Annotated in this window: 20 protein-coding genes; 9 read left to right on the top strand and 11 right to left on the bottom strand. The window is 47.7% G+C overall.

Features of this window, described 5'->3' with window-relative positions:
• The first annotated feature begins 530 nt into the window (after window positions 1-530).
• Entirely contained in the window at window positions 531-1,271 is a 741-nt protein-coding gene (locus OIR97_RS09935; RefSeq protein ID WP_169545481.1) for a substrate-binding periplasmic protein, read from the top strand.
• Between the two features lie 39 nt (window positions 1,272-1,310).
• Here OIR97_RS09935 and prfB read toward each other — a convergent pair.
• The 3 genes from prfB to OIR97_RS09920 all read right to left on the bottom strand — a co-directional run bounded on the left by prfB (window position 1,311) and on the right by OIR97_RS09920 (window position 6,216).
• Window positions 1,311-2,418, bottom strand: a protein-coding gene (prfB, locus tag OIR97_RS09930; RefSeq protein ID WP_169545480.1) for a peptide chain release factor 2 whose coding sequence is annotated in 2 segments (ribosomal slippage) — window positions 1,311-2,348 and window positions 2,350-2,418 — 1,107 coding nt in all. Because the reading frame shifts where the segments join, the coding sequence is not laid out codon by codon here.
• A gap of 61 nt (window positions 2,419-2,479) precedes the next feature.
• Window positions 2,480-4,915 (bottom strand): penicillin-binding protein 1A, encoded by a 2,436-nt coding sequence (locus tag OIR97_RS09925; RefSeq protein ID WP_169545479.1) that lies wholly within the window; start codon window positions 4,913-4,915, stop codon window positions 2,480-2,482.
• Between the two features lie 113 nt (window positions 4,916-5,028).
• Window positions 5,029-6,216 (bottom strand): N-acetylmuramoyl-L-alanine amidase, encoded by a 1,188-nt coding sequence (locus OIR97_RS09920; protein ID WP_169545478.1) that lies wholly within the window; start codon window positions 6,214-6,216, stop codon window positions 5,029-5,031.
• Between the two features lie 463 nt (window positions 6,217-6,679).
• Between OIR97_RS09920 and OIR97_RS09915 the strand changes: the two genes are divergently transcribed.
• A complete protein-coding gene (locus OIR97_RS09915; protein WP_169545477.1) occupies window positions 6,680-9,460 on the top strand; it encodes a ribonuclease E/G in 2,781 nt (926 codons plus the stop codon).
• Between the two features lie 135 nt (window positions 9,461-9,595).
• Here OIR97_RS09915 and OIR97_RS09910 read toward each other — a convergent pair whose 3' ends face one another.
• Entirely contained in the window at window positions 9,596-10,744 is a 1,149-nt protein-coding gene (locus tag OIR97_RS09910) for a pyridoxal phosphate-dependent aminotransferase (RefSeq protein ID WP_219821719.1), read from the bottom strand.
• Window positions 10,745-10,768: 24 nt separating this feature from the next.
• The gene (locus OIR97_RS09905) at window positions 10,769-12,289 is read right to left on the bottom strand and encodes a gamma-glutamyltransferase (protein ID WP_169545476.1); all 1,521 of its coding nucleotides are present in this window, start codon (window positions 12,287-12,289) and stop codon (window positions 10,769-10,771) included.
• On the opposite strand from OIR97_RS09905, the gene OIR97_RS09900 reads away from it, so the two are divergent.
• Together OIR97_RS09900 and OIR97_RS09895 are read left to right on the top strand one after the other, a co-directional pair.
• Entirely contained in the window at window positions 12,276-13,625 is a 1,350-nt protein-coding gene (locus OIR97_RS09900; protein ID WP_169545475.1) for a M48 family metalloprotease, read from the top strand. The two genes, OIR97_RS09905 and OIR97_RS09900, sit on opposite strands and share 14 nt — an antisense overlap.
• 92 nt (window positions 13,626-13,717) lie before the next feature.
• Window positions 13,718-14,491 carry a DsbA family protein gene (locus tag OIR97_RS09895; RefSeq protein ID WP_169545474.1) on the top strand — a complete coding sequence of 258 codons (774 nt, stop codon included), beginning with the start codon at window positions 13,718-13,720 and terminating at the stop codon, window positions 14,489-14,491.
• Window positions 14,492-14,508: 17 nt separating this feature from the next.
• Here OIR97_RS09895 and hppD read toward each other — a convergent pair whose 3' ends face one another.
• Window positions 14,509-15,579: a 4-hydroxyphenylpyruvate dioxygenase gene (gene hppD / locus OIR97_RS09890; RefSeq protein ID WP_169545473.1), complete on the bottom strand. Its 1,071-nt coding sequence runs from the start codon at window positions 15,577-15,579 to the stop codon at window positions 14,509-14,511.
• An 85-nt stretch (window positions 15,580-15,664) separates the two neighbouring features.
• Between hppD and OIR97_RS09885 the strand changes: the two genes are divergently transcribed.
• Window positions 15,665-16,141 (top strand): MarR family winged helix-turn-helix transcriptional regulator, encoded by a 477-nt coding sequence (locus tag OIR97_RS09885; protein ID WP_169545472.1) that lies wholly within the window; start codon window positions 15,665-15,667, stop codon window positions 16,139-16,141.
• Window positions 16,142-16,158: 17 nt separating this feature from the next.
• On the opposite strand, the gene OIR97_RS09880 is transcribed toward OIR97_RS09885, so the two are convergent.
• Complete coding sequence (locus OIR97_RS09880) at window positions 16,159-16,905, bottom strand: DUF3750 domain-containing protein (protein ID WP_169545471.1); 747 nt, start codon at window positions 16,903-16,905, stop codon at window positions 16,159-16,161.
• A 65-nt stretch (window positions 16,906-16,970) separates the two neighbouring features.
• Window positions 16,971-17,948, bottom strand: a complete 978-nt coding sequence (thiS, locus tag OIR97_RS09875; RefSeq protein WP_169545470.1) for a sulfur carrier protein ThiS — start codon at window positions 17,946-17,948, stop codon at window positions 16,971-16,973.
• Window positions 17,949-18,149: 201 nt separating this feature from the next.
• Here thiS and aroQ point away from each other — a divergent pair, with 201 nt between their 5' ends.
• From aroQ to aat, 4 genes are read left to right on the top strand one after another with little or no spacing between them, the layout of a single operon-like run.
• The gene (gene aroQ, locus OIR97_RS09865; protein WP_169545469.1) at window positions 18,150-18,590 is read left to right on the top strand and encodes a type II 3-dehydroquinate dehydratase; all 441 of its coding nucleotides are present in this window, start codon (window positions 18,150-18,152) and stop codon (window positions 18,588-18,590) included.
• Between the two features lie 20 nt (window positions 18,591-18,610).
• Entirely contained in the window at window positions 18,611-19,075 is a 465-nt protein-coding gene (accB, locus tag OIR97_RS09860; protein WP_267177709.1) for an acetyl-CoA carboxylase biotin carboxyl carrier protein, read from the top strand.
• Window positions 19,076-19,088: 13 nt separating this feature from the next.
• Window positions 19,089-20,432, top strand: coding sequence for an acetyl-CoA carboxylase biotin carboxylase subunit (accC, locus tag OIR97_RS09855; protein ID WP_267177708.1), 1,344 nt, complete (start codon window positions 19,089-19,091; stop codon window positions 20,430-20,432).
• A 26-nt stretch (window positions 20,433-20,458) separates the two neighbouring features.
• Window positions 20,459-21,109 (top strand): leucyl/phenylalanyl-tRNA--protein transferase, encoded by a 651-nt coding sequence (aat, locus tag OIR97_RS09850; RefSeq protein WP_169545468.1) that lies wholly within the window; start codon window positions 20,459-20,461, stop codon window positions 21,107-21,109.
• Here the strand turns inward: aat and OIR97_RS09845 are convergent.
• Genes OIR97_RS09845 through OIR97_RS09835 form a run of 3 tightly spaced genes read right to left on the bottom strand, consistent with a single transcriptional unit; the run spans window position 21,046 to window position 22,386 of the window.
• Window positions 21,046-21,462, bottom strand: a complete 417-nt coding sequence (locus OIR97_RS09845; RefSeq protein WP_169545467.1) for a DUF2155 domain-containing protein — start codon at window positions 21,460-21,462, stop codon at window positions 21,046-21,048. The genes aat and OIR97_RS09845 overlap by 64 nt on opposite strands.
• A gap of 48 nt (window positions 21,463-21,510) precedes the next feature.
• Window positions 21,511-21,975 carry an outer membrane lipid asymmetry maintenance protein MlaD gene (mlaD, locus tag OIR97_RS09840; protein WP_169545466.1) on the bottom strand — a complete coding sequence of 155 codons (465 nt, stop codon included), beginning with the start codon at window positions 21,973-21,975 and terminating at the stop codon, window positions 21,511-21,513.
• A 45-nt stretch (window positions 21,976-22,020) separates the two neighbouring features.
• A complete protein-coding gene (locus tag OIR97_RS09835) occupies window positions 22,021-22,386 on the bottom strand; it encodes an NADH:ubiquinone oxidoreductase subunit NDUFA12 (RefSeq protein WP_169545465.1) in 366 nt (121 codons plus the stop codon).
• Window positions 22,387-22,704 lie beyond the last annotated feature (318 nt).

The following is a 22,704-nucleotide window of genomic DNA, read 5'->3' as shown; positions in this document are numbered from 1 at the left end:
CTCTGGTATTTTAAGTCAGGTTTGAGAAGATTGGGAGTTTCCATGCCGTCAAATAGGCGGGCCTGAATAGATGTGCGAATAAAATATTCGCGGTCTTTTCTGGTTTTTATTCTAATTGGTACGTGGAGAAATGCCATATCCCCATGAGGGTGAAGGATAAATCAAAATTCATGATCTCGAATACCCCATTTCGTTCTTTCCTAATAAGCGTTTGTGTTAAGGATTAAATTTTTCGACTTTTTTATTGGTCACAACAGCCTGCCTCATCAAAAATGCACATCTTTAACGCGCATCTAAAATGTAACTTTTTGTAATATCAGTATTATCATAATATTATAAATTCAATAATCGAGTGCTTTTTGCCTTAATTTTATTAATTTAATATCAACTACTTATAAGCGATCGTTTAAAATATAGTGAGGTATACAGAAGATAGAGATGAAAAAAATTACTGGAAAATGTAATAAAAATGAAGAATAATGAATGAACGGCATGTCATATATGAAACTTACATAGTGATCGGCAGTTGCATGAAAAGAGTACTATTTTTAATTGGGTTGATCACTTCAGGGTTTGTTTCTGTTGTTTCTGCGTCTGAAACAAAACCGGACCTGAAATTCGCCTGTAATCATTTCCCTCCCTATAACTTTAAACAGCAAACCGCCTCGGGTATGAACGTCGATGTTATTAAAGCGGCATTGGCTAACCAAGGCAGAAAAGTATCGTTTGATTTTTTTCCGTTTTCTCGCGCCATGGCACTCGTGAAAAACGGTGATTATGACGCTTTATGTGGGTGCAGTTATCGCGAAGAACGGGAAACCAGCTTTTTCTTTTCAGATATGCTTGGCAATATCAGTCAGGGTGTTTTTCGCAAAAAAAAGAATGCGGAGCAGTCAATCAACGGCCTTTCCAAGCTGAAAGGGCAAACAGTTGCAACCATAACCGGGTATGTGCTGCAAAAAGAACTTAATGATCATGACGTAGAAAATGTCGGTGTAAAAGACGAAATACAATTGATCCGGATGCTGGAAAGTGACCGGGTTAAGAATATATACGCGTATCGCGATATAATCTTATATGATTTGAATTTGATGGGATTAGAGCTGCCGCTGGATTATTCGGAAATCTCTACCCAGCCAAATTATGTCTGTATTTCCAGAAAGATCCCTGACGGGGACCGCGTTCTAAAAGAGTTTAATCGTGGATTACGGGCGATAAAATCATCCGGTTTGTATAGTAGAATTCGGGCGGAATATCTAACCGTGAATTAGCGGGACCAGCCATTTGACTCATCGCTGGCCCCACATCTTTTACTCTCCGTCGCCTACCCGTTGGGATAACGCGGCGGCAAGATAATCATCCAGATCGCCATCCAGAACACCCTGCGCGTTGCCTTTTTCGACACCGGTTCTCAAATCCTTGACCATTTGATAGGGGTGAAGCACATAAGATCGGATCTGATGCCCCCAACCAATATCTGTTTGCTGACCTCGGGTTTCCTGTGCCGCTTCTTCACGTTTTTGAAGTTCCAACTCATATAAACGAGACTTCAGCATTTTCATGGCAGAGGCCTTGTTTTTGTGCTGTGAACGGTCGTTTTGGCATTGAACCACAACATTTGTCGGAATATGCGTAATCCGGATCGCCGACTCGGTTCTGTTCACGTGCTGTCCACCGGCGCCAGACGCGCGATATGTATCAATACGCAGATCTTTTTCTTCAATTTCGATGTCAATATCGTCATCGATCACAGGAAAAACACCGACCGAGGAAAAGCTGGTATGGCGACGCGCATTAGAATCAAACGGAGATATCCTGACAAGCCGGTGAACACCAGATTCCGTTTTCAGCCATCCGTAGGCATTCTCACCGGAAATCTCGATCGTTACGGACTTGAGGCCCGCCTCTTCGCCCGCACTTTCTTCAAGTGTTTTAACCTTACAGCCATGCTGTTCCGCCCAACGCATATACATACGCAGCAAAATCTGGGTCCAATCCTGAGACTCGGTTCCCCCCGCCCCAGCATGGATTTCAAGATAGCAGTCGTTTCCGTCCACTTCACCGGAAAGCATACTCTCGAGGCGTCGTTTATCCACCTCAACCTGCAACTCACGCAGGGCTTCAGCCGCTTCGCCAAGAGTTTCTTCGTCGTCCTCCATCTCTGAAAGCTCCATCAGCTCTACCGTATCGTCCAGATCCTGTACAATTCGGTTATAGGCGGTAATGGCGGTATCCAGATTGGTTCGTTCCCGCATCAAAGCCTGTGCTTTGGACGAGTCGTTCCAAAGATCAGGATCTTCAACAAGCGAGTTTAATTCTTCGAGGCGTCTTGTCGCGTTTTCCCAGTCAAAGATGCCTCCTCAGCAGTCCTAATGCCTGCTTGATTTCATCAACAACGGCCTGATGTTCGGCGCGCATGTTCATTCCACTTCATTCTTGAATTTCGATTTGGTTTGAGAAACTAATGGTTAGTTGTCGATCAGTAAAGACCACCTGTGCCATGTGTTGCCGGATTTTTTGGTAAATCGTTGGAAATGATCGAAAGACCACCCCCATCTGACCCATCGAGTACTGAATTGGCCTTGATGGCATCCGATGTTTTAAAGGCTTCAAGGATGACCTCTCTGTCACCAGCGGTTGCCGGCATTCCAGTTGTCTGATTAACCCGAACCAGACGGATACCTTCCGGCACCCGAAAAGGAATAGCAGATTTATCTTTCAGGGCTTCCTGCATGAAATCCCGGAAAACGGGAGAAGCGACCCCGCCGCCGCCTTCTTTGGGGCCTAACGTTTTAGGTGTGTCAAATCCGATATAGATACCAACAGCCAGATCTGGCGAAAAACCGACAAACCAAGCATCCCGCGCTTCATTGGTAGTCCCTGTTTTTCCGGCCAGTGGCTTCTTGATGACAGAAACCTTACGCCCCGTTCCTCTTTGCACAACACCTTCCAGCATAGAGACAACCTGATAGGCTGTTGCAGGAGAAATAATCTGTTTGCGATTATCTTCAATTTCCGGTTCTTCCTGATCCTGCCAGCGGCTGGCACGACAGCCGGTGCAGGCCCGCGTTTCATGCTGGTAGATGGAAATACCGCGGCGGTTTTGAACGCGGTCGATCAGGGTTGGTGCAATTTCCTTACCCCCATTTACCAGTTCGGAATACGCCGTTGTCATCCTTAACAGAGTTGTTTCCATTGCGCCTAATGACATGGCCAGGGTTTCCTGAAGATTATCGTGGATGCCAAATCGTTCAGCATAATCGGCAACGGTAGCCATTCCAATTGAACGCGCCAATCGAACCGTCATAAGGTTTCTGGATTTTTCAAGGCCCAGACGCAAGGTACTGGGGCCGTAAAATTTCTTTGTATAGTTGGACGGTTTCCATCGGTCGCCGTTTTCCTGGTTCAAAACGAATGGGCCATCCATGACTTTGCTGGCTGGTGTAAAGCCGTTATCCAATGCGGCTGCATAGACGAAGGGCTTGAACGAGGATCCGGGTTGGCGGCGCGCCTGAACGGCACGGTTGAATTCTGACGCGTCAGCATCCCATCCACCAACAAGTGCCAGAACGCGCCCTGTATGCGGATCCATCGCCACCAGTCCGCCCGAAATATCAGGTATCTGTTCCAGGCTATAAAGCCCTTCTTTCGCCCGTTCTCCGGTTATTGGGGTCACAGTAATCACATCTCCGACGGCGACAACATCGGATGCTTTTGAAACGCCCGGACCAACCCGTTGATCTTTCAGCCATGGCCGTGCCCATTTCATGTCCTGCAATTCGATCCGACCTTGTGCACCCGTGTCAAATCCGATGGCTACTTCATTTTTGCTCATTTCAAGGACGACAGCTAATTTCCAGTTCCCGAGACCTTTGGGTGGGGACACCGATTTAAGCTGTTCAATCCAGTTTTCTTCAGGTTTGATCTGAGCAATCGGACCGCGCCAACCGTGGCGGCGGTCATACCGCCGGAGGCCTTCACGAAGCGCCTTCTCGCCAATTTTCTGTAAGGAGGTCTGCATGGTTGTTCGAACAGACAGGCCCCCGTCATATAAGCCTTCCACACCGTAAAGCGTATAGAGTTCCCGGCGTACCTCCTCAACGAACCATTTTGCTTCTATGACCTGTGCGTCGCCGCCCTGCTTTACATTCAAAGGCTGATTTGTTGCATTCTCCGCCTCTTCCGCAGTAATGAACTTTTCATCCAGCATTCTGGAAATAACCCAGTTCCGGCGCGCAAGTGCCCGTTCCGGGTATCGGAAGGGACTATAATTGTTCGGAGCCTTTGGAAGCGCCCCCAGATACGCCGCTTCGGCGATCGTCAGGTCATTCAGCGATTTGTCGAAATAGTACAGGGCCGCCGCCGCGACACCATACGCCCGATGTCCCAGATAAATTTCGTTTAAATACAGTTCCAGAATGCGATCTTTCGGCAGGATCCGTTCGACACGGATGGCAAGGATCGCTTCCTTTGCCTTGCGTTCATAGGATACTTCGTTGGTCAGCAGCATATTTTTTGCGACCTGCTGGGTAATTGTTGACGCGCCAACCAAGCGACGCCCCTGCCCCAAATTTTTAAGGTTCACGAAGAAGGCGCGGGCAATGCCTTGAAAATCAATTCCGATATGTTCGTAGAAATTTTGATCTTCTGCTGCAAGAAAAGCTTGTTTTACCTTTTTTGGAATAGCATCCACGGGGACAAAAAGTCGTCGTTGGCGCGCATATTCCGCAATCAGGCTACCGTCTGCGGCGTGAACCCGTGTCATAACGGGAGGTTCGTAGCCAGCAAGCTGGTCGTAATTGGGTAACCCTTTGCCGAAATGCCAGAACCCGTAAAAAATCGCACTGACACCGATCAAAAGACCCAGCAGACCCAAACCAGATAAAATCAAAAATATTTTCAAAAATCTATTCATAGAGCTCAACACTTAACAAAGGAACGCCTGCGTTTTTTATCGTTTGCATACTTAACGGCAACTTTGTCTATTTTTCGTTTATATTGCTAATATTAGCGTTCCGAGTGGCGATTTTAAGGCTTGATTGCTTCAAAATACTTATCGATTGCCAATGCAATGGAATTTGCCAGCTTTCGTTGACCAATCTCGGATTTTAAAATCTGTTCATCTTTTTTATTGGAAAGATATCCCAACTCAACCAGAACTGAAGGAACATCCGGGGCCTTTAAAACCCGAAATCCTGCAAATCTATGAGAATGGCCACCGACCTTCATTCCTGAACGGGCAATTTCCGGGATCAGCATCTTGGCAAATTTTACCGAAAAATTCATTGTCTCCCGCTGCGCAAGATCAATCAGGATTCCCTGAACCGTATCGTCCTGTTCTTCCAGATCTACACCGGCAATAACATCCGATTTATTATTCGTATTGGCAAGGGCGGCCGCTTCGTCATCCGATGCATTTTCGGACAGGGTATAGACAGTCGATCCGCGGATGTCTGAACGGCCAATAGAATCGGCGTGAATGGATATGAACAGATCTGCTTCGTTCTTTCTGGCAAAATTCACTCGTTCACGCAAACTGACAAAGGTGTCGTTCGAGCGGGTCATCAGAATATGATATCGCTTATTCAGCGAAAGTTTCTGTTTCAGTTTACGGGCCACGGCCAAGGTAAGCTGTTTTTCATAAACGCCGCTTTTGCCAATAGCCCCTGGGTCAATCCCGCCATGCCCGGCATCAATAATAATGTTTAACTGCTTCTCATTTTTCGGGGGCGGCGCCGTTTTAATGGCCGGAACGGTCATCGCTACCTGACGTTTTCGCGATTCTGTTACGGCGGTTTGGAATGTCGACTGGTCGGTTTTCTGGACATCAATGAAAAATCGATAGGGCTTCCCTTCTGAGGGGGGCAGAATTACTTTTCGAAGGACCTTAACAGGGCGGTTCAAATCAAGCACAACCCGAGACGTACCTTGACGAAACAACCCGTAACGATAATTTTCGATAACCCCTGTTTTTCGAACTTTTTTGTTCCCCGGTTTCCAGGAAACTTCCTGCATATCAATGACGATACGATAGGGGTTGGGCAGGAAAAATATTTTGTATTCCGGCTTCTCGGACATCTCCATTACAAAGCGGGTTTTGTCTTTGTGTAAGCCAAGCCGAACAGAAGTCACTTCTGGTTTTGCAATTGCTGTTTCACCGAAAAGAAAACAAAGCAACAGAACACTCAGTAAACCTGTTACACGCCTATATCTCAAACTACAAACCCCTTGGTAAAACGACATCTCTTAAAACGCCTACTAGTAGGCAATCGACCAAAGCATCTTATTCGTCAAAAGTTTTTTTAACCATATGTAATTATTCGTTTGTTATGTTGCTGCCAAGTAACTATCATCTGGGTGTGAGTTTCTGTGGTCAGTCCTCGAATATAAAAATATATGGAGGCGGCGCCGTTTTCGACAGCTTTTGCTGGCATCGACTTTTCGATCCCCCAAAGCGTCTGGAAACAGCGCTAAAGACAATGCAGAAAAATGGTTGAAACAGAAGTTGTTCCGTCTTTGACATACATTGGCGGGATCGGCAGCCGATTTAGGGTCCAGTGTTAAATAGGACATTCCTTTCCCTCCGGTTAGAGGGGGACCGGCGCCAACGACTTCCTTAAAAAATTTGGTTACTTTGCCCCTGTCTCACCAGGAAATTTGTAACTGACGGAGCTTTTAAATGGCTACGCGTATGCTAATCGACGCGACTCACGATGAGGAGACGCGCGTCGTAATTGTTAAAGGTACTCGCCTTGAAGAGTTTGATTATGAAACTGCTTCGAAGAAACAACTAAAAGGCAATATCTACCTTGCCAAAGTAACGAGAGTAGAACCGTCGCTGCAGGCGGCGTTTGTGGAATATGGCGGAAATCGCCACGGTTTCCTTCCCTTCTCTGAAATTCATCCTGATTATTACCAGATCCCGGTTTCTGACCGCGAAGAGCTGATTGAGCAGGAAAGTGTTGCTGAAAAAGAGGCGCTGAGTAAAGAGGACGAAGACGAAGACGAGGATACAACATCTGCCGCTCCGTCCGATACCGATGACGAACCAAATAATTCATCCGCAAAAAATAGTGAAACCTCCACCAGCGACGAAGACGACGAAGAAGGTGTTGTCGATGATGAAGACGACACATTGGGCGGTCTTGAAACTGTTGGAGACGACGAAGACGATTCTGTTGAGAATATCGGCGGCGAAGATGATGTTGACCTTGCACCCAAGGTAAATGTTAAACGCCACTATAAAATTCAGGAAGTCATCAAGCGTCGGCAAATCCTGTTGGTTCAGGTGGTTAAGGAAGAACGGGGCAATAAAGGCGCCGCGCTTACAACATATATTTCCTTACCCGGCCGATATAGCGTGCTTATGCCGAATACAGGCCGCGGCGGTGGTATCAGCCGTAAAATCAGTAACCCAGCGGATCGCAAGAGGTTAAAGAAAATCGCGACGGAGCTGGATGTTCCGGATGGGATTGGCGTTATTATCAGAACAGCCGGTCTAAATCGGACAAAAGTGGAAATTCGCCGGGATTATGAATTCCTGATGCGCCTTTGGGACGACATTCGCGAGACAACGCTGAAATCCATTGCCCCCTGCTGCGTTTACGAAGAAGCAAATCTGATCAAACGATCTATTCGCGACCTGTATTCCAAAGAGGTCAGCGAAATCCTGATTGAAGGTGATAACGGCTATCGGATTGCCAAGGACTTCATGCGCAAGCTGATGCCAAGCCATGCCAAAAAGGTTCAGCCTTACAGGGATCGCATCCCCCTATTCCATCGTTTTCAGGTAGAGCAGCAGTTTGCATCAATGTATTTACCGGAAGTTCATCTGAAATCCGGTGGCTATATTGTTATCAATCCTACCGAAGCGCTTGTTTCAATCGACGTCAACTCTGGTAAGGCGACGAAAGAAAGAAGCATCGAGGAAACAGCCCTTAAAACTAATCTGGAAGCGGCTGAAGAGATTTCCCGTCAGCTTCGACTGCGTGACCTTGCTGGCCTGATCGTTATCGATTTTATCGATATGGACGACAACCGAAATAACAAAGCGGTTGAACGTCGGATGAAAGATTGTCTGAAATCTGATCGGGCACGGATCCAGGTTGGTCGCATCAGTCCGTTCGGGCTTATGGAAATGTCGCGTCAGCGTCTGCGTCCTTCTTTCCTCGAAGCAAGTACAAATATCTGCCATACCTGTGGTGGCTCCGGTTTTGTTCGGTCAATTGAATCGACAGCTTTGCTGATCATTCGTGCCCTTGAAGAAGAAGGGGTTCGCGAGCGGAGTGCAAAGATTACAATTACGGTTCATACGGATGTTGCAATTTATCTGCTCAACCAGAAACGTGGTGTCATTCAGGAACTCGAAGGTTTGTATGGTTTGACAATTGTCATTCTTGCGGATCCAACAACCAATTTGAACGATCACCAGATTGAACGTGAGCGTGGCAAGCCAAACGCACCGACCCAGTCTGTTCTTCCTCCTGCTGTTTCAGAACCAGAAGAAGAAGACGAAACCACTGAGGAAACAGCGGATAACGAAGAGAGTGAAAGCAACTCAGCCAAACGTCGTCGTCGTCGTAGGCGGAGGAAGCCACGTGATGATGCTGATGGTAATGCTGAAAATGCTGAAAATGCTGAAACTTCAGAAGAAAACGAGTCCGATAAGACAGAAGCAAAATCTGAGGAAACGGATGAAGAGCCGCGCAAACGCCGCCGTGGAAAACGGGGTGGTCGTCGTCGGTCACGTCAGCCTTCTTCCGAAAATGGTGATGAAAACCAAGCCATAGTGGCCACTGAAAACCCGGAAAATCAGGAAGTTCTTCTTATTCCGATTACCATGCCGGAAACTGATGAAGGCGGTATTATCCTGAAATCTGGTGATTCAGATGAACCTTCTGATGAAACACCAACACAGAAATCAGAGGAGACAAGCGAAGAAGCTGAAAAGCCGAAAACGCCACGTCGCCGCAGACCTCGCACTCGTAAAAAGCCGGATACTGCCCGTGATGATACTGAAACAGTATCTGCGGACGCTCCTGCAACAGAGGCTGAGGCTTCTACTATACAGCAATCTACGGAAGAGGCCCCTGAAGAACAACCTGAAAAGGTGCGTCCCCGAAGGCGCCGTTCACCCCGTAAAAAGAGTGGCGAAACTGCTGAACCGGCTTCTGAAGCGAACGTAGAAACTTCTGCGGTGGCAACAGAAGCAGTGGTGACAACAGTGTCGTCGCCGGTAGTGGAAGGTGAAACGGCCCCTGCGGAAGCGTCTGTAAAACCAAAACGTACGCGGGCGAGAAAAGAAAAAGTTGAAACACCTTCAGTTGCCAACACACCTGAAGTGAAGGCTGAACCGGTTATTACCGAGGTTCCAGAAACATCTCCTGTTTCTTCCGAACCTGAAGAAACAGCAAAACCAAAAGGCCCTCGCCGGTCTGGCTGGTGGCGCCGTAAAAGCTGAGAAGTTGAAAAAGCTGACTAAAAAAGGCGCCTTTCACGGCGCCTTTTTTGCTTTTTGTTTCTGTTTGTTTAGAGGGTCGTTTTTTTCAAGAACCCTCTAAACAGTTTATCGATGTTCAGATAATCAACGTTCCGGTTATCGTTTTGCAAGCCAGAGCCTCAAGGCTTCCACTGCTTTTTCAATGACGTCTGTCGCACCAGCAAAAGAGAACCGGACATAATGTTTCCCCCGAACAGGATCAAAATCCAGACCGGGAGTAGCCGCGACACCGCATCCTTCTAACATTTCCTGACAGAACACCATGCTGTCATCCGTTAAATGACGAACATCAGCGTAGATATAGAAAGCGCCATCGGCCGCTGCTAATTTATCAAGCCCCATAGCAGGGAGTTCGTCCAGCAACAGGCGTCGGTTTATTTCATAATTCGCCTTATACTCTTCCAACTCATCTTTACAGTCAAAGGCTGCCAGCGCCGCATACTGGCTTAAGGCGGGTGCCGATATGAACAGGCTTTGGGCGATTTTTTCGATCCGCGGGACCAATGCCTCTGGCACGACCATCCAACCAAGCCGCCATCCGGTCATGGAGAAATACTTGGAAAATGAGTTGATAATGACTGCATTTTGAGAAAATGAGAGCGCAGAGACGGTTTCCGTGCCGTATGTCAGGCCGTGATAGATTTCATCAGAAATGAAATGCATCTCTTTTTCATCACAATACTGAACCAATGCGTTTAATTCAGTTGGTGTAAGCATTGTACCGGTTGGATTGGCAGGGCTGGCAACCAGCAGGCCATCAAGTGTTCCCGGCACCGCATCGATTAACTGTGGTGTTGGTTGAAAATTGGTTTCATGCCCACAGGGAAGGCCGACAGGAATGATATCCAGAGATTGCAGAATATTCCGGTAGGCAGGGTAACCAGGTTCTGCCAGAAGAACCCGGTCATTGGCTGCAAATAAACTTAAAAAAGACAGTAGGAACCCTCCCGAGGATCCTGTCGTTACAACGACCCGGGACGGATCAACATCCAGCCCGTACATATCGCTGTAATGGTTGGCAATGGCTGCCCGCAAAGGCGGGATGCCCAGCGCCTCAGTATATCCGATCGGCTGATCCTGAAGGGCCTTGGCGGCTGCTTCTTTCACAGCCAACGGGGCGGATGTTGCGGGTTGCCCGATTTCCATATGAAAGACAGTTTTTCCTTCGGCTTCCCTCTGGTTAGCCGATTTCAATACTTCCATAGCAAAAAATGGGGAAAGCTTTCCCCGAGACGGATAAGTCACGTTTTTACCTTTGCAATTGCGTGATTAACGCCGGATCATCGACAGGCCATACCCTCTTGGATCGGTATAGGACTGACAGTTAAACAGTTTGCCGTTTTTGCAGTGAATTGCATTCACGCGCCCCAGGCGTTCAACTTCTAACTGAACCGGATGCGCTCCGGCAAGATTAGATATCATCGACCGATCGGTTTGGCTTTCAAATAACAAAGGCAAACCTGGCCCCATAGTAAAGGCCCGCGGAGCACTGATGGCCGCTTCCAGATTATTCTCGTTCGCGAACACCTGAAGCGCTGTATAAACCGAAGCAACCGTTCCCGCCGCCCCGCCTGACGCAGCACTGGCAAAATAAAAGTCCTTGTTGGGTTCGTTGACCATCAGGATCGGTGTGGTCGGGAATTCAGCTTTTTCATCCGGGACCACAGGTGCCATGACAATTCCGGTAATGCCACCGGCAAAACCGGTTCCGAACGGCTTTTTCATGCCAACAACACAGGAAACCGCGTTTCCTTCATTGTCAGAGGTTACAAAAGACGTTGTCGCATGCGACACAAAGGGAGAATGGGATTGGTATTTGGAAAAATTCTTGCCGTTTGACTCGATCAATTTCGGTAACGTGACATCATCTGAAAGGTACAGAAATCCTTTGCCTTCAAAGGTATCAGTCCAAACGTTTTTAAATAACTCGCCGTAAGGACTGTTTGAAACGCCCACCGTGTTGGCGTCAACATTAAAAGTAATCGCTGTTTCCCAGGTTGGCCGATAATTAAACATATCCTGACTGGTAATGGCCCCGCCAATGGCGTTCGCATCTTCTGAAAATGATCGAGCGAGATTTCCGCTATAGAAATGCGCTCCACCATTTGTTCGCAACGTTGTCAGTACACTGGCTAATCGGATTTGCTGAATTTTTTCGCCTTCTTTTTTGAAGTCGCCCTTTTCATCCATATAGATTTCCTGAAGCCGGGAACCGAGACGGAATTTGGCACTGCTTGAAATCATTGCCATACTTTGGGCTCGAGAGATATTCTCTCCAAAATTGGCAAACTTTTCGGCGTAAGACAGTAGTGCGGACCATTCAAAGCGGCCATAGCGCGCATGCAGGGCGGCAAAGCCCCGAATATTACCGGGAATTCCAACACTGCCGCCCGCAGCCGGAACACCGACCGGAAACTTCAAATTCTCCAGACGGTTTTTCTCGTTGTTATAAACAATGCATTCACCGCCGCCGCCGAGTGATCCTGCAATAGGATAGGTAACTGCCAAGGTAAAATAAAGTGCCGTGGCCGCATCAGCAGCGGTCCCGCCTGCAGATAGAATATCCTGCGCGATCAAGGTCGCCCGGGGCTCGTCTGAAGCCGCGCCACCCAAAGGTCCATCAACGCTGTCAATTTCTCCGACCTGTTTCGTTGCTGGCGTATCGCAGGCCGCAAGTAGAAAGACGCCACCGGCCAATAACAAACTGGTTTTTCTCAACCATTGACGTGGGCCTGTTCTGTTCTTAGGTTTACTTTGAAACAATGGGAAAGAGTTCTTGATTAAACGCATACTTATATCTTTTTTAGCCATAGTATTTGCGACCCTGCCTTCTGTGCGCGCTTATGCTCAACAGACGAAGCTGTCCTACATTCGTGATGCTGAAATTGAACATACCCTGCGATCCTACGCAAGCCCCCTCTTCACCACAGCGGGACTAAATGCAAATGATGTGTCCATTCACCTGATTAACAATAAAACACTAAATGCCTTTGTCGCTGGCGGGCAACGTATGTTTTTCTTCACCGGGCTTTTGGAACGGGTCGAACATCCCAGTCAGTTAAAAGGAGTTATTGCCCACGAAACCGGACATATCGCCGGTGGACATCTTGCACGAACACAGGAAGCCCTGGAGAAAGCGACAACCGCCAGTATCATCGGGTATCTGCTGGGTGCTGCCGCAATTATCGCGGGAGGCGGTGCGGGTGGACAAGGAATTATTATGGGCTCACAAGCGCTCGCAACCAAAAATTTTCTAAAATATAACCGTACGCAAGAATCATCTGCGGATCAGGCCGCGATGGCCTATCTAAACCAAGTGGGCGTATCCGGTGTTGGAATGCTGGAATTTTTAAAAATTCTGGGGGAATCAGATCGGGCCAATTATGGGAAAATCGATCCCTACTGGAGAAGTCACCCGATCAGCAGTGAGCGAATTCAGGCCTTGGAACAACAGGTGAATAACTCACCGTTTAAAGATGTCAAAGATCCGCCGCACGAAGTGGCGGCCCTGAAACGGATACAGGGCAAGCTTTTTGGTTTTACCAATAGCCTCGCCAAGACATTGAAAAAATATCCAGTGGAAGATCAATCGGTTGAGGCGCGTTATGCGCGCGCGGTTGGATATTTCCGCAGACCTGACATTGCCAAAGCGACTGTAGAAATTGACTCTTTGATCGCTGAATTTCCCGGAAATCCCTATTTTTACGAGTTAAAAGGGCAAATGTTATATGAAAATGGAGATATCTTCGGTGCCCTTCCCTCTCTGGAAGCGGCCGTAGAGACAGCCCCGTTTGAACCTCTTATTCTAACCTTGTATGGCCGCGTTTTACTGGCGTCCGGTCGCCGGGAAGATGACTTAAAGGCCGTCGAGGTTCTGCGCACCAGTGTTTCTTATGATCCGAATAATTCTGAAAGCTGGCATCAATTGGCGACCGGTTACAGTCGTATTGGTGATACGGGTAATTTGGCCCTCGCAACAGCAGAACGTTTTCTGTTAATCGGAAAATTCGATAAAGCCATATTTCATGCGAAACGGGCTCAGGAAAACCTGGGAACGGGAACCCCCGGCTTTCTTCGCGCCGATGATATCATCACAATTGCGGCCCAGTTGGAAAGCCGTCGTTGATCAAATAACTTTGTACTCACAACCTTGTGCTTTGAATAGAAGGTGTCTTTGTATACCTTTACAATTCAGTTCTATTGTTAAAGGTTTATTCTATGCAAAATTCGAAGGGTACTGTGGCCCTCATCAGTGTTTTATGTCTTGGTCTGGCAGCGATGGTTGGTCTTAACCTCTATCAAATGCAAAAACCTGAAGAAGATACCAAGGATATATTTGGCGCACAGGTAAGAGCTTACCTTTTGGAAAATCCCGCGGTAATTCGCGAAGCCATTCAAGTGCTCAGCGCGACGGAAGCCGCAGAAGCCCGCCAAAAAGCAAAAGAGCAACTGGCTTCCCGTTTGAACGAGCTGGAAAATGATGGATACAGTTTTGTCGCTGGGAATCCAGACGGCGATATTACGATTGTCGAATTTTTCGACTACCAATGCGGATACTGCAAACGAAGTTATCCTGACCTGATGAAGACCGTTGAAGAAGACGGAAATATTCGCCTGGTGATGAAAGAGTTTCCAATTTTGGGAGACGAGTCAGTTTTAGCAGCCCGGGCTGTTATGGCGGCAGAGAAACAGGGGAAATATAACGAGTTTCATAAAGTCCTGATGGAATCCCGTGGGGGTCTGTCTTTGGACAAAATCATGTCCTATGCGCAAGGTCTTGGGCTGAATGTTCAGCAACTGGCCAAAGACATGGGGTCAGACACGATTTCAAAGAGTCTCAGTCAAACCTACGAATTAGCGCAGGCACTGAATATTACAGGGACACCAGCCTTTGTAATTGGCGGCCAATTAGCCCCCGGTGCCATACCTGCAGACACCATGAAAAGGTTGGTTGCGGAAGCAAGATCCAAAAAATCATCCGCAACCAACTAAGTATCATGCAAGCTGGATCAGATGACGCCTCGGTTAATCTGGTCCAGTTCTATTGATTCAAACAAGGCCTGGAAGTTGCCTTCCCCAAATCCTTCATTCCCTTTTCGCTGAATAAGTTCAAAGAAAATCGGTCCAATGACATTTTGTGTAAATATCTGAAGCAACAGGCCCTGCCCTTCAGTTGGGGCACCGTCCAGAAGGATTTTCAAATCTTTCAGCCGTGCCGTGTCTTCCCCATGATCTTTAACCCGTTCATCCAGAAGATCATAATAGGTATCCGGTGAGGATTGAAATTCGACATTCTGCGCTTTCATGACCTCAACTGAATTAAAGATGTCATCTGTTCCCAAAGCGATATGTTGAATACCTTCCCCATGATACGCATCCAGATATTCCTGAATTTGTGACTTATCATCGGAACTTTCATTGATCGGTATCCGGATTTTACCGCATGGGCTGGTCATGGCTTTACTTTTAAGCCCGGTCAATTTGCCTTCAATATCGAAATACCGAATTTCCTTGAAGTTAAACAGACGTTCGTAGAATTCTGACCATTCATCCATGCGACCGCGATGTACATTATGGGTCAGGTGATCAATATAAGTAAGACCTGCTCCAACCGGGTTGCGTTCTTCTCCTTCAATCGGCACAAAATCCACATCATAAATGGAGCCTTTGTCGCCATACCGATCAACCAGATAGATCAGCGAGTCGCCAATTCCCTTGATTGCTGGAATACTGAGCTCCATTGGGCCGGGTGTCGCGTCCACTACCCATGCACCACCAGCACGGGCTTGTTCAACTGCCTTTGCTGCATCTTTTACCCGAAAGGCCATCGCACAGGCGCAAGGGCCATGAATCCGGGCGAAGGCCTGCGCAAAGCTGTCTTTCTCTGCGTTCACAATAAAATTAACATCACCCTGGCGATAAAGGGTTACATCCTTTGATCTGTGTTTCGCGACGGGACGAAAACCCATCTGGATAAATAATTTTCCCAGAGCTTCCGGATCCGGTGCCGCATATTCCACAAACTCAAACCCGTCGGTTTGCATCGGGTTTTCCCATAAATCAGCCACAAAAGCCTCCATCACAAATTTCAGTAGGTATATAGTTACATATGAAACTATTATTTTTCAAGTTGTTCTTTGCTCGCTTAAAAGTCAAGATAGGCGGATGAAGAAAGAGTCAAGTAAACTTAACCTGCAACGATTTTTGCCTTATCGCCTGACAAAGCTTTCCGGCGTTATCAGCCGAAGCCTGGCAGAGCGGTATTCCCGTCAGTTTGACCTTACCATTCAGGAGTGGCGCATTCTGGCTATCTTGGGCGAAAAACCCGGATTAACTGCCCGTGAAGTGGGCGTTTTGGCGTCTCTTGATAAAGTTAATATGAGCCGTGCCACTGAAAAACTCGAAAAATCAGGGCGCATTACCCGTCAGGTTGTTGCCGAAGACCGCCGCGCATTTTCGTTGATCCTGACGGAAGACGGCAAAGCGGTCCTTGAAAAAATAATTCCGTTGGCGTCCGAATATGAGGATCTATTGTTAGAAGAATTTTCCCCTTCCGAGATTGAAATGCTTGATGGCTTTTTAAATCGGCTGGACAAACGGGCCGATGAATTGATCCCGCATCTGAAAAAGAACAGTGACTAACCCCCCTTTGGAGAGTTTCAAAACAAGGGCACCCGTCCAAACCCCGGTAACTTTAACGCCATATCCCCATAATCAAATCCCGTTGTTAATCCCAGAAGATGAAATTCGAGCCCTTCTACCGGACTGAACGCAAATCCGCCATACCCACCGGCCGAAAACTGCACCCCTCGTCCGCTGACGGCTTTCCCGATCACCCCATCGCCCACCAGATAGTCTTTTCCGATTGCAGTTGGGGGAAGGTCTAGCTCCAACTCCGGGATTTCGCGGCTGATATAAGCGATAAACGTATTGGAATTGGGCCCGGGCCAGACCTTATAGCTGTCTTTATAGGGATACCGATCAACGACCTTATCCAGTTTTTCAATGATGTCTGCCGCCTTTTGGCCCCTGATATCCGTTATAAGAAACGGACGGTTACCGGCCCAGTAATTATCAGGCACACCAATGCGAATGGTAAGTGGGGTGTGCCGCCAGCCGATGACTTCATAGCGTGTAAAGCCGGGGGCATTTGCGGCTTTGACGGATATCCATGTATGAACGGCGAAACTGCCACGCCATCCCCATGTGCGAGCGGCCATAACCTGAACAACGGCTTCCTTGATGATCTGGGGATCAGGGGAAAGATAGGTGCGATCATACCGCGCGTTTGACCAGTGTTTGGTTTCAACACCATATTCGCTGGCGAACGAAATGAACTGGGGGGTCAGAAATGGAAATAAAACCAGAACGAACCCTGCCAGAATTTTAATGAGCGTGCGTTTCATTCGTCTCCTCATCCATTAATATAAAGATGAGGAGACCGTATCAATCCGTCAAGAGTAAGGCGAAACTATATCAATCCTGCGAGAGGAGAACTAGGATCCGCATATTTTTTGACCGGCATCCGGCCTGCCAGGAAGGATTTGCGACCTGCTGTTACAGCGTCTTTCATTGCTGAGGCCATGATGATCGGATTTTTTGCATGTGCAATGGCAGAATTCATAAGCACGCCGTCACATCCCAGTTCCATTGCAATTGTCGCATCTGATGCAGTTCCTACCCCTGCATCAACGATCACCGGCACTTTCGCCTGATCTTTGATAATGCCGATCCCGACAGGGTTCTGAATACCCAATCCAGAGCCGATAGGTGCCCCCAAAGGCATAATGGCCACGCAGCCCATGTCTTCCAGCATCTGGCATTGAATAGGGTCATCTGAACAATAAACCATAACCTTAAACCCTTCATCTATAAGGGTTTGTGCGGCTTTCAGGGTTTCGGGCATATTGGGATAGAGTGTTTTTTCGTGACCGAGGACTTCCAGTTTCACCAGATCCCAGCCTCCCGCTTCCCGTGCGAGGCGTAAGGTACGAAGGGCTTCATCTGCCGTATAGCAAAATGCCGTGTTTGGCAGATAAATATATTTTTTCGGATCCACATAATCGACCAGCATTGGCTGTTTGGGATCTGTAATATTCACACGCCGAACAGCAACGGTGACCATTTCAGCGCCCGATGCCTCGATCGCCAGTTTGGTTTCTTCAAAATCTTTATATTTTCCTGTGCCTACAATTAACCGGGAGTTTAACTTACGGCCTGCGACTTCAAAAACATCATCCGTATCCACGGAACCACCTCCAATAAAATGAACTATTTCAAGTTTGTCGCCCTCTTCCAGCATCGTTGTGCTGTAGCTCGATTTAGGGACAATTTCCAGATTTCGTTCTAACGCTACTTTCTGACCATCCAATTCAAGGTCATTCAACAGCTCGTCAATGGACAAAGAGCGGTCATAGACTCTCTTTTCGCCATTTATTGTGAGGTTCATGTAACTCAACCTTTACTCTGCAGTTCATAATCAGGGTGACAATTTCGGCGATTATGGTGCTCACACGCCACTGTTGCAACCATCAACCTTGTTTCTGTCATACTTTATTCATAATTAACTATGCTACGGCTTTATCAATCTCTAAAACTTGAGTATAAGTGAGCCGTCTACTAAATGGCCACAGGCCCTTAGGGAGAGGAAATGGGAAAGTCAGTTCTGATAGTAAATGGTCCGAACCTCAATATGTTGGGGAAGCGTGAACCAGAAATATATGGCAGTACAACACTGTCAGATATTGAAGAACTGTGCCGCGTCCATGCAAAAACCCTGGGAATGGATTGTGCGTTCATGCAAAGTAACCTTGAAGGCGAGATGATTAATGCCATTCAAGCAGCCGGAGAGACGCATTCCGGTATAATTATTAATGCAGCCGCTTATACGCACACATCCGTGGCGTTAATGGATGCGTTAAAAGCAGTGAACCTGCCATGTGTAGAAGTTCATCTGTCTAATGTATTTTCACGCGAGTCTTTCCGCCACACGAGTTACATTTCTTTTGCCGCCACTGGCGTGATTTGTGGGTTTGGAGCAAAAGGATATACTCTGGCTTTAGACGCGCTTTCCGAAATTTTTGATCAATAGAAACGAAAAGTCGAACAATTATGAGTAAACTTGACATCGACAAGGACGTCATCCGGGAACTGGCCGAAATCATGAATGAAACCGGACTGGGTGAAATTGAAGTTGAGCATGGAAGCAGCAGACTACGTGTTTCCCGTAATTCTTCTGTTGCAAGTCAGGCAGTACCTCAAATGGTGGCTGCCCCTGCTCCATTGGCTCCAGCGGCTCCTGCAGCTGTTGAAGCGGCCCCTGCTGCGGATGCCGCCTCTCATCCGGGCGCTGTGAAATCACCAATGGTCGGCACAGCGTATCTGTCACCAGAGCCCGGCGCTGCCGAGTTTATCAAAGTTGGTGATTCTGTTTCTCAGGGGCAGACCCTGCTGATTGTTGAAGCTATGAAAACAATGAACCCGATTGCAGCGCCAAAAGGCGGCAAAATCCTGGATGTTCTCGTTTCAGATTCGCAACCAGTCGAATTCGGTCAACCTCTCGTTATTATCGAGTGAGTGGACATACTTGATGTTTAAAAAAATTCTCATCGCAAATCGCGGCGAAATAGCCCTTCGAATTCACCGCGCCTGTCGTGAAATGGGTATCAAAACAGTCGCTGTCCATTCCGAAGCAGACGCCGCTGCCATGCATGTGCGTCTTGCAGACGAAAGTGTGTGTATTGGGCCGCCTTCGTCGACAGCAAGTTACCTGAATATTCCGTCAATTATCGCTGCAGCCGAAGTAACCAATGCAGACGGCATTCATCCAGGGTATGGATTTTTGTCTGAAAACGCTAAATTCGTCGATATCGTCACGGAACACGGCATCAAGTTCATTGGCCCGTCTGCTGATCATATCCGCCTGATGGGAGATAAGATCGCGGCAAAGGATACCATGAAAAAATTTGGTGTTCCTTGTGTCCCTGGCTCAGACGGCGAAGTTAAAACGCTGGAAGAAGCCCGTAAGATTGCAGCGGATATCGGATATCCCGTGATCATCAAGGCTTCTGCCGGTGGCGGTGGGCGCGGCATGAAGGTTGCTCTTAACGATGCCTCAATTTCAGAAGCCTTTTCTTCTGCACGGGCTGAATCGCAACTGGCCTTTGGCGACAATGCGGTTTACATCGAAAAATATCTGGGCACACCTCGGCATATTGAAATACAGGTTCTGGCTGATGGACAGGGCAATGTAGTGCATCTGGGGGAACGGGATTGTTCTCTGCAGCGCCGTCATCAGAAAGCACTGGAAGAAACCCCATCCCCTGCGCTGAACGATACTTTGCGGGAACGCATTGGTAAAACGGTGTCTGATGCGATCCGGGAAATGCGCTATGAAGGCGTCGGCACTATCGAGTTCCTGTTTGAAAATGATGAATTTTATTTCATTGAAATGAACACCCGTCTTCAGGTGGAACATCCGGTTACAGAAATGGTTACGGGTATTGATCTTGTGCGCGAACAGATTAATGTTGCGGCCGGTCAGAAACTTAGCCTGTCTCAAGAGGATATTTCCTTCAATGGGCATTCGATTGAATGTCGGATCACGGCAGAAGACCCTAACACCTTTGCGGCATCCCCTGGCCCTGTGCTGGAGTTTCATGCGCCAGGTGGCTTAGGGGTTCGGGTCGATTCCGCGTTGTATTCCGGCTACAATGTTCCGCCTTACTATGACAGCCTGATCGCGAAGCTTATTGTTCATGGTGCCAATCGGAAAGAATGCCTGATGCGCCTGGATCGCGCGTTGGAGGAGTTTGTTGTCGGAGGCATTAAAACCACGTTGCCACTGCATCAGGACCTCATCAAGAACGATGAATTTATCAAAGGCGAATACAATATTCACTGGCTGGAAAAATTCATTGAGGATCGACAATAGTTTTTATTGATTGATCACATAGTATAATGACCGCGCTGACGACAGAAATTTTGTTGAGTGCCTATTCACACGGTATCTTTCCAATGTCGGAATCTCAGGACGATCCAGAAATTTTCTGGGTCGACCCTGAGCGCCGTGGCATTTTTCCACTAGATGATTTTCATGTTCCGCGAAGTCTCGCCAAAACGATCCGCAAGGACCCTTTCAAAATCACGGCGGACACTTGTTTTCGGCAGGTTATGAAGGAATGCGCAGCATCGCAAAACGGGCGCGAGACAACCTGGATCAATCGAACCATCCTTGATCTCTATACGGAACTTCATCAAGAAGGCCATGCCCATTCAATCGAATGCTGGGACGGCGATACGTTGGTGGGCGGATTGTATGGTGTATCCTTTGCCGGAGTTTTTTGCGGAGAAAGCATGTTTTCCCGTCAGACCAATGCCAGCAAAATTGCGTTGGTATATCTCGTTGCCCGCTTGAAACGAGGCGGGTTCAAGCTTCTTGATACCCAGTTCTTAACCGACCACCTAGCCTCGATGGGGGCGATTGAAATCTCTAGAGAAGAATATCATCGTCGGTTGGATCAGGCTCTGGACGTTGAAGGTGATTTTTATTCTTTAGAAGGCGGTTTATCGTCTTCCGCCATTTTGCAATCGATCACCCAAACATCATAAACAGGATGTTCAAGAGCATTTAATGCAGGGCTTGACGCAAACATCCATCCACTGAACAATTCTACCGTTTCTTCTTCCTGTTTGGTTTCCCGAATTTCCAAAAATGTGGATGTCTCAGGTGGCTCCTCAGGAGGACGTTTCAGGCATTTACGACTTGTGATTTCCAACGTGCCGTACTGCACGCTTTCACCAATTGGGATGATCAGGTCAAGTGTTCGGGCTGTCACCTTGTCCAACGCGCGAACAATCGATGCCTCCCCAACCAGAGACCCTGCATTTGCGTGATCTGCAGCAACAATAAACCCGGCAAAAACAACAGGCAAACAGAATAGGAAACGGCGTTTCAGAGGCATTTAGAATTGCACTCCCTACCCAATCTTTTTGAAGAATATACGGAGATATCAATCACTTTTATCGTCACCGGAACCGGCACTGAAGATGGCTTGCCCGATAAGATCCATCAAACTGACAGAACTTTGCGTATATGTGATTTCGTCGCCACTTTGCAGTACAGTTTCCGCGCCGCCGGGTTCAAGATCAAGATAGCTTCCCCCCAGCAGGCTTTCTGACGCGACTTTGGCGGCTGTGTCCTCTGGTAAGGCGATTTCATCACGGATACTGATCCCAATGATTGCCTGAAACGTTTCTGTATCCAGCACCTGACTGACAACGGTACCGACCTTGATACCACTCATCCTGACGTCACTGCCGACCTGAAGGCCATCCACTTTATCAAAACGGGCGGTGAGGTTAAGGCCATTACCGGTCGTGCCGATATCAGCGGTGCGATAGGCGAAGACAAGAAAAATCGTTGCAAAAGCGAGGACCACGCCCCCGATAATGGTTTCAACAATATTATTTCCCAAACCCAAGCCTCCCGCTTAACGTAATGTTTCCGACGCAAACAAACCTTATTCTGGTTTCCAAGCTTCGTAATCGGTTGTTGCCTTCTGTCGTTCACCAGGTGAAACAACAGATCCACCCGGACGGTAAGCATAGTCTGTACCGGTCAAATTTGGCAAATGCTCTTCTTCCCACTTATTCGCCTCAACGGCTTGTTCTGAAGGAAGGTTATTGGTCGTGTAGTGAAGCCAGATATGCCAGGCCGCAGGGACTTTTGACGCTTCCGGCTTCCCTTTATAAAGGACCCAGCGGCGCTCCCGGCCCAATGGACCTGTCGGCTTTCCTTTTTCTTTATAGTAGCGATTACCAAACTGATCTTCACCAACCTGTTCCCCTTTTCTCCAGGTAAACAGTCTTGTGCCCAGCGTAGCCATAGCGTTCTCTTCCGTCTGAAACTCAATAATTTGCAGGAATATGGCATCCAACTTCCTGTCAGTCCAGCCAAACTTTACCCAGAGAAGATCAATTTTCGATGAATCTGTGACATCTATATTCCAGTGTCCCTTTTTGCGGTTTTGATTCTTGTGAAATTCAGTCTGATTAACCGAACTGTTGTTTTTCGGTCACCCCATAAAAAAAATGTGAGAACGGCGTTTTTTACTTGCCAAAGAAAAACGAAACAAAACTGCGACATTCCACGACATGTGGACGACTAACGGACATCTCACTACAAGATATGGATTATGAGGTGG

Source organism: Sneathiella aquimaris (genome assembly GCF_026409565.1).
GTDB classification, from domain to species: Bacteria; Pseudomonadota; Alphaproteobacteria; order Sneathiellales; family Sneathiellaceae; genus Sneathiella; species Sneathiella aquimaris.
The sequence above is the reverse complement of the archived record's forward strand: the minus strand, read 5'-3'. Positions and strand labels throughout refer to the sequence as shown.

What these genes read in the sequence shown, in the direction of transcription:
- OIR97_RS09935 (WP_169545481.1), top strand. Translation starts at nt 531, where the DNA reads ATGAAAAGAGTACTATTTTTAATTGGGTTGATCACTTCAGGGTTTGTT.
- OIR97_RS09925 (WP_169545479.1), bottom strand. Translation starts at nt 4,915, where the DNA reads ATGAATAGATTTTTGAAAATATTTTTGATTTTATCTGGTTTGGGTCTG.
- OIR97_RS09915 (WP_169545477.1), top strand. Translation starts at nt 6,680, where the DNA reads ATGGCTACGCGTATGCTAATCGACGCGACTCACGATGAGGAGACGCGC.
- OIR97_RS09905 (WP_169545476.1), bottom strand. Translation starts at nt 12,289, where the DNA reads ATGCGTTTAATCAAGAACTCTTTCCCATTGTTTCAAAGTAAACCTAAG.
- OIR97_RS09895 (WP_169545474.1), top strand. Translation starts at nt 13,718, where the DNA reads ATGCAAAATTCGAAGGGTACTGTGGCCCTCATCAGTGTTTTATGTCTT.
- hppD (WP_169545473.1), bottom strand. Translation starts at nt 15,579, where the DNA reads ATGGAGGCTTTTGTGGCTGATTTATGGGAAAACCCGATGCAAACCGAC.
- OIR97_RS09885 (WP_169545472.1), top strand. Translation starts at nt 15,665, where the DNA reads ATGAAGAAAGAGTCAAGTAAACTTAACCTGCAACGATTTTTGCCTTAT.
- OIR97_RS09880 (WP_169545471.1), bottom strand. Translation starts at nt 16,905, where the DNA reads ATGAAACGCACGCTCATTAAAATTCTGGCAGGGTTCGTTCTGGTTTTA.
- thiS (WP_169545470.1), bottom strand. Translation starts at nt 17,948, where the DNA reads ATGAACCTCACAATAAATGGCGAAAAGAGAGTCTATGACCGCTCTTTG.
- aroQ (WP_169545469.1), top strand. Translation starts at nt 18,150, where the DNA reads ATGGGAAAGTCAGTTCTGATAGTAAATGGTCCGAACCTCAATATGTTG.
- accB (WP_267177709.1), top strand. Translation starts at nt 18,611, where the DNA reads ATGAGTAAACTTGACATCGACAAGGACGTCATCCGGGAACTGGCCGAA.
- accC (WP_267177708.1), top strand. Translation starts at nt 19,089, where the DNA reads ATGTTTAAAAAAATTCTCATCGCAAATCGCGGCGAAATAGCCCTTCGA.
- aat (WP_169545468.1), top strand. Translation starts at nt 20,459, where the DNA reads ATGACCGCGCTGACGACAGAAATTTTGTTGAGTGCCTATTCACACGGT.
- OIR97_RS09845 (WP_169545467.1), bottom strand. Translation starts at nt 21,462, where the DNA reads ATGCCTCTGAAACGCCGTTTCCTATTCTGTTTGCCTGTTGTTTTTGCC.
- OIR97_RS09835 (WP_169545465.1), bottom strand. Translation starts at nt 22,386, where the DNA reads ATGGCTACGCTGGGCACAAGACTGTTTACCTGGAGAAAAGGGGAACAG.